Origin of the sequence: Pseudomonas sp. MD195_PC81_125 (genome assembly GCF_014060985.1) — a bacterium.
In the GTDB taxonomy this organism is placed as follows: Bacteria; Pseudomonadota; Gammaproteobacteria; order Pseudomonadales; family Pseudomonadaceae; genus Aquipseudomonas; species Aquipseudomonas parakoreensis.
Genome location: NZ_JABULD010000128.1, coordinates 1 through 5,769, shown reverse-complemented (window position 1 = coordinate 5,769; position 5,769 = coordinate 1). Strand labels below are relative to the sequence as shown.

Sequence of the window (5,769 nt, the reverse complement as noted above, 5' to 3'; positions counted from 1 at the left end):
CCACAGGTTTTGTGAACGCTGCAAATCAATGTGGGAGCTGGCTTGCCAGCGATGAGGCCGGAACAGGCATCCCAAGATCAAAAGGAAGTCCCTATGACCAGCACCGCCCAGCACAGTCAGGTTGTACAAAAGCAATTCGGTGAACAGGCCGCCGCCTACCTGAGCAGCGCCGTACACGCTCAAGGCACCGAATTCGCGCTGCTACAGGCTGAACTGGCCGGGCAGGGCGCGGCCCGGGTGCTGGACCTGGGGTGCGGCGCCGGTCATGTGAGTTTTCATGTGGCACCGCTGGTCAAGGAAGTGGTGGCCTATGACCTGTCGCAGCAAATGCTCGATGTGGTCGCCGCCGCAGCGGTTGATCGCGGTTTTGCCAACATCTCCACGGTCAACGGCGCCGCCGAGCGTCTGCCGTTTGCCGATGGCGAATTCGATTTCGTGTTCAGCCGTTATTCGGCGCACCATTGGAGCGACCTCGGCGTAGCCCTGCGCGAAGTGCGTCGGGTGCTGAAACCGGGTGGTGTGGCGGCGTTCGTTGACGTGTTGTCACCGGGCAGCCCGTTGTTCGACACCTATTTGCAGAGTGTTGAAGTGCTGCGCGACACCAGCCATGTGCGCGATTATTCTGCCGGCGAGTGGTTGCGTCAGGTCAGCGAGGCCGGGCTGCATACCCGCAGCACCACGCGTCAGCGTCTGCGTCTGGAGTACAACAGCTGGGTCGAGCGCATGCGCACGCCCGAGGTGATGCGCGCGGCGATTCGCCAGTTGCAGCAGTCGATGGGCAACGAAGTGCGCGAATATTTTGAGATTGATGCCAACGGCTCGTTCAGTACAGATGTAATCGTATTGATGGCTGAGCGATAAGAATTTTTCCGGGCGCGCCCTGAGTGGCGCACCGACTGATGACATGAGGAAAGCATGAGCAAGCAGATTCTGATTCTCCCAGGTGACGGTATTGGTCCGGAAATCATGGCCGAAGCGGTCAAGGTGCTGGAGCTGGCCAACGACAAGTACAGCCTGGGCTTCGAGCTGAGCCATGACGTGATCGGTGGTGCCGCCATCGACAAGCACGGCGTGCCGCTGGCCGACGAAACGCTCGACCGCGCCCGTGCTGCCGACGCCGTCCTGCTGGGCGCCGTGGGCGGCCCGAAATGGGACGCCATCGAGCGCGACATCCGCCCTGAGCGCGGCCTGCTGAAGATTCGTGCGCAACTGGGCCTGTTCGGCAACCTGCGTCCGGCGATCCTCTACCCGCAACTGGCCAACGCTTCCAGCCTGAAGCCGGAAATCGTGGCCGGTCTGGACATCCTGATCGTGCGTGAGCTGACCGGCGGCATCTATTTCGGCGCGCCACGCGGCACCCGCACCCTGGACAACGGCGAGCGTCAGTCCTACGACACCCTGCCGTACAGCGAAAGCGAAATCCGCCGCATCGCCCGCGTCGGTTTCGACATGGCCATGGTTCGCGGCAAAAAGCTGTGCTCGGTGGACAAGGCCAACGTGCTGGCGTCCAGCCAACTGTGGCGTGAAGTGGTCGAGCAGGTCGCCAAGGATTACCCTGAAGTCGAACTGAGCCACATGTACGTCGACAACGCCGCCATGCAACTGGTGCGCGCACCGAAGCAGTTCGACGTGATCGTCACCGACAACATGTTCGGCGACATCCTGTCCGACGAAGCCTCGATGCTTACCGGATCGATCGGCATGTTGCCGTCGGCTTCGCTGGATTCGAACAACAAGGGCATGTACGAGCCGTGCCACGGTTCGGCGCCGGACATCGCCGGTAAAGGCATTGCCAACCCGCTGGCGACCATTCTGTCGGTGTCGATGATGCTGCGTTACAGCTTCAATCTGCACGAGGCGGCCGATGCCATCGAGAAAGCCGTCAGCGTGGTGCTGGATCAAGGCTTGCGTACCGGCGACATCTATTCGGCCGGTTGCACTAAAGTCGGAACGCAGGAAATGGGTGACGCAGTAGTCGCCGCGCTGCGGAATCTGTAATCTCTCGGGCCCGCTGCGAAATTCAATACAAAGCAGCGGCCCACTTTTCAAGAAGGTGTAGTTGCGATGAAACGTGTAGGTCTGATCGGTTGGCGCGGCATGGTCGGTTCCGTGCTCATGCAGCGGATGCTGGAAGAGCAGGATTTCGATCTTATCGAGCCGGTGTTTTTCACCACTTCCAATGTCGGTGGCCAAGGCCCGTCCGTGGGCAAGGACATTGCTCCGCTCAAGGACGCTTACAGCATTGAAGAGCTGAAAACCCTCGACGTGATCCTGACCTGCCAGGGCGGCGACTACACCAGCGAAGTGTTCCCGAAGCTGCGCGAAGCCGGCTGGCAGGGTTACTGGATCGACGCGGCGTCCAGCCTGCGCATGAACGATGACGCGGTCATCATTCTTGATCCGGTCAACCGCAAGGTCATCGACCAGCAACTGGACGCGGGTACCAAGAACTACATCGGCGGCAACTGCACCGTCAGCCTGATGCTGATGGGCCTGGGCGGTCTGTTCGAAGCCGGCCTGGTCGAGTGGATGAGCGCCATGACCTATCAGGCGGCCTCCGGCGCCGGCGCACAGAACATGCGTGAACTGATCAAGCAGATGGGCGCGACCCACGCTGCGGTGGCCGATCAACTGGCCGATCCGGCCAGCGCGATCCTCGACATCGACCGTCGCGTGGCCGAAGCCATGCGCAGCGACGCGTACCCGACCGAGAACTTCGGCGTACCGCTGGCCGGCAGCCTGATCCCGTGGATCGACAAGGAACTGCCGAACGGCCAGAGTCGTGAAGAGTGGAAGGCCCAGGCCGAGACCAACAAGATCCTTGGTCGCTTCAAGAGCCCGATCCCGGTCGACGGTATCTGCGTGCGCATCGGCGCCATGCGTTGCCACAGCCAGGCGCTGACCATCAAGCTGAACAAAGACGTGCCGATCGCTGATATCGAAGGGCTGATCAGCCAGCACAACCCTTGGGTCAAACTGGTGCCGAACAACCGCGACATCAGCATGCAGGAGCTGAGCCCGACCAAGGTCACCGGCACCCTGAACGTCCCGGTGGGTCGTCTGCGCAAGCTGAACATGGGTTCGCAATTCGTCGGTGCTTTCACCGTCGGCGACCAACTGCTGTGGGGCGCGGCCGAACCGCTGCGTCGCATGCTGCGGATCCTGCTGGAGCGTTGATCCTTTGATGCAATGAAAGAACCCGTGCCTTGTGAGAGGTGCGGGTTTTTTTATGCCTCAGGTTTCCCGGGCGCTCGGTCTGGCCTCTTCGCGAGCAAGCTCGCTCCCACATTAGAAATGCGTTCCTCTGTGGGGAGCGAGCTTGCTCGCGAAGGGGCCGGTGCAGACACTGCACATTCCGACAGAAATTGCCTGCATGGCAGTCACCCGGTAAAGTGCCGCTCCCCCCGTTTCGCCAGAGGTAGAACCATGACCCAGACCCTAGATATTGCCGTCGTCGGCGCCACCGGTACTGTCGGCGAAACCCTCGTACAGATTCTCGAAGAACGCGACTTTCCGGTCGGTAACCTGCACCTGCTGGCCAGCAGCGAATCCGCTGGCAGCTCGGTGCTGTTTCGCAACAAAAACGTGCGCGTGCGCGAAGTCGACGAGTTCGATTTCAGCAAGGTCAAACTGGTGTTCTTCGCCGCGGGCGCTGCCGTTTCCCTGAGCTACGCGGCGCGTGCCCACGCGGCCGGTTGCTCGCTGATCGACCTGTCCGGCGCATTGCCGGCCGAGCAGGCGCCGCAAGTGGTGCCGGAAGCCAACGCCGAGGTCATCGCCGGTCTGACCGCGCCGTTCCAGGTCAGCAGCCCAAAGCCCCGTCGGCGACGACGCTGGCCGTGGTGCTGGCGCCGCTGCTCGACTTGCTCGACCTGCAATACGTCAACGTCACCGCCAATCTCGCCGTCTCCGCGCAAGGTCGCGAAGCCGTGACCGAGCTGGCGCGGCAGACCGCCGAGTTGCTGAATATGCGTCCGCTGGAGCCGACCTTCTTCGATCGGCAGATGGCTTTCAACCTGCTGGCCCAGGTCGGTACGCCGGACGCTCAAGGCCACACGCTGCTGGAAAAACGCCTGGTGCGCGAGCTGCGTCAGGTGTTGGCGCAGCCTTTATTAAAGATTTCCGCTACTTGCGTTCAAGCCCCGGTGTTTTTTGGCGATAGCTATAGCGTGACCTTGCAGTCAGCGAGCGCGGTCGACCTGGAAAAGGTCAACGCCGCACTTGAAGACGCACCCGGCATCGAGCTGGTTGAAGCGGGCGATTACCCGACGGCGGTGGGTGACGCGGTGGGGCAGGACGTTGTCTATGTTGGCCGTGTGCGCGCCGGTGTCGACGACCCGGCGGAACTTAATCTGTGGCTGACGTCAGATAACGTACGCAAAGGCGCGGCCCTCAACGCTGTGCAGGTTGCTGAATTGTTGATAAAAGACCTGCTGTAAAAGATACTTGGCAACAATTTGTCGACTGATTCTAGGTGAGCGCTATGCTTGCCCGGAGCACTCGATAACGTGTCACCCTCCGGGACTTTCCGGGGCATCAAAGAAATGATCGCGCGCGGCATGTGTCGTCGTCGCGCGCAATGCCTTACGGCAGCGGCAATCAACATCTTCTCGCTGGCCGAGGAACGTTCAAACAAAGGATGAGGCTATGGTTCAAGTTCGCAAACTGGTGTTAGCAATAGCGGCCGCCTCGGCGCTGTCCTCCGGTATGGCGCATGCCCTCGGGCTCGGGGAGCTGACCCTGAAGTCGACCCTGAACCAGCCGCTGGTGGCCGAGATCGAGTTGCTCGACGTCAAGGATCTCACCGCTGCCGAAGTGGTGCCGAGCCTGGCTTCACCCGAAGATTTCGCCAAGGCCGGTGTTGATCGCCAGGCCTTCCTCAACGACCTGACGTTCACCCCTGTGCTCAACGCCAGCGGCAAAAGTGTGCTGCGCGTGACGTCGAGCAAGCCGCTGTCGGAACCGATGGTGAAATTCCTCGTGCAGGTGATGTGGCCGAATGGCCGTCTGCTGCGCGATTACAGTGTGCTGCTGGATCCGTCGAAATTCTCGCCACAGACCGCTGACGCCGCCGCGCAACCGGCGCCGTCGCAGACCATCACCGCACCGACCACCGGCGCCACGCACCCGAATCAGTACACCACCACGCCGCGCGATACCCTGTGGGAAATCGCCGCGAAAGCGCGCACCGGCGGCTCCGTGCAGCAAACCATGCTGGCGATTCAGGCGCTGAATCCGGATGCGTTCATCGACGGCAACATCAACCGGCTGAAAACCGGTCAAGTGTTGCGTCTGCCGGACTCGGTGGAAAGCACCGCGCTGCCACAATCGAAAGCGATTGCCGAAGTTGCCGCGCAGAACGAAGCCTGGCGTCAGGGCCGTCGCTATGTGGCCAAGCCGGGTACCGGCCAGCAGCAGCTCGATGCCACCAAGCGTGGTCGCAGCAATGCCGGCACCGGCCAGAATGCCAAAGACAACTTGAGCCTGGTCTCCGCCGAAAGTGCCAAGGCCCGGGGTAAAGGCCCGGCCGGCGATGCCAAGGCCTTGAGCAACAAACTGGCGGTGACTCAGGAAAGCCTCGACACGACCCGTCGTGACAACGAGGAACTGAAAAGCCGCATGGCTGATCTGCAAAGTCAGCTGGACAAGCTGCAGCGCCTGATCGAGCTGAAAAACAATCAACTGGCGAAGATGCAGGCCGAGGGGCCGGGCACTGCGCCAGCCGCCAACGCTGCCGTACCGGCGATCACCGCCGAACTGGCCGCAACG

At 61.7% G+C, this 5,769-nt stretch carries 4 protein-coding genes and 1 pseudogene; all 5 read left to right on the top strand.

Translation table 11 applies throughout. The features are described from left to right. Window positions 1–93: 93 nt before the first annotated feature. Window positions 94–861 carry a class I SAM-dependent methyltransferase gene (locus tag HT737_RS05680; RefSeq protein ID WP_182401797.1) on the top strand — a complete coding sequence of 256 codons (768 nt, stop codon included), beginning with the start codon at window positions 94–96 and terminating at the stop codon, window positions 859–861. A gap of 54 nt (window positions 862–915) precedes the next feature. Further along, the gene (leuB, locus tag HT737_RS05675; RefSeq protein WP_182401795.1) at window positions 916–1,998 is read left to right on the top strand and encodes a 3-isopropylmalate dehydrogenase; all 1,083 of its coding nucleotides are present in this window, start codon (window positions 916–918) and stop codon (window positions 1,996–1,998) included. Window positions 1,999–2,064: 66 nt separating this feature from the next. Beyond that, the gene (asd, locus tag HT737_RS05670; protein WP_003226428.1) at window positions 2,065–3,177 is read left to right on the top strand and encodes an aspartate-semialdehyde dehydrogenase; all 1,113 of its coding nucleotides are present in this window, start codon (window positions 2,065–2,067) and stop codon (window positions 3,175–3,177) included. 249 nt (window positions 3,178–3,426) lie between these two features. Next, window positions 3,427–4,439: pseudogene (locus tag HT737_RS05665) on the top strand (aspartate-semialdehyde dehydrogenase). A gap of 208 nt (window positions 4,440–4,647) precedes the next feature. Further along, window positions 4,648–5,769, top strand: a 1,122-nt coding sequence (locus HT737_RS05660) for a FimV family protein (RefSeq protein ID WP_182401793.1), incomplete at its 3' end; no start/stop codon positions are given.

Excerpts from the sequence above, each read along its gene's own strand:
- leuB (WP_182401795.1), top strand. The coding sequence starts at position 916 with ATGAGCAAGCAGATTCTGATTCTCCCAGGTGACGGTATTGGTCCGGAA.
- HT737_RS05680 (WP_182401797.1), top strand. The coding sequence starts at position 94 with ATGACCAGCACCGCCCAGCACAGTCAGGTTGTACAAAAGCAATTCGGT.
- asd (WP_003226428.1), top strand. The coding sequence starts at position 2,065 with ATGAAACGTGTAGGTCTGATCGGTTGGCGCGGCATGGTCGGTTCCGTG.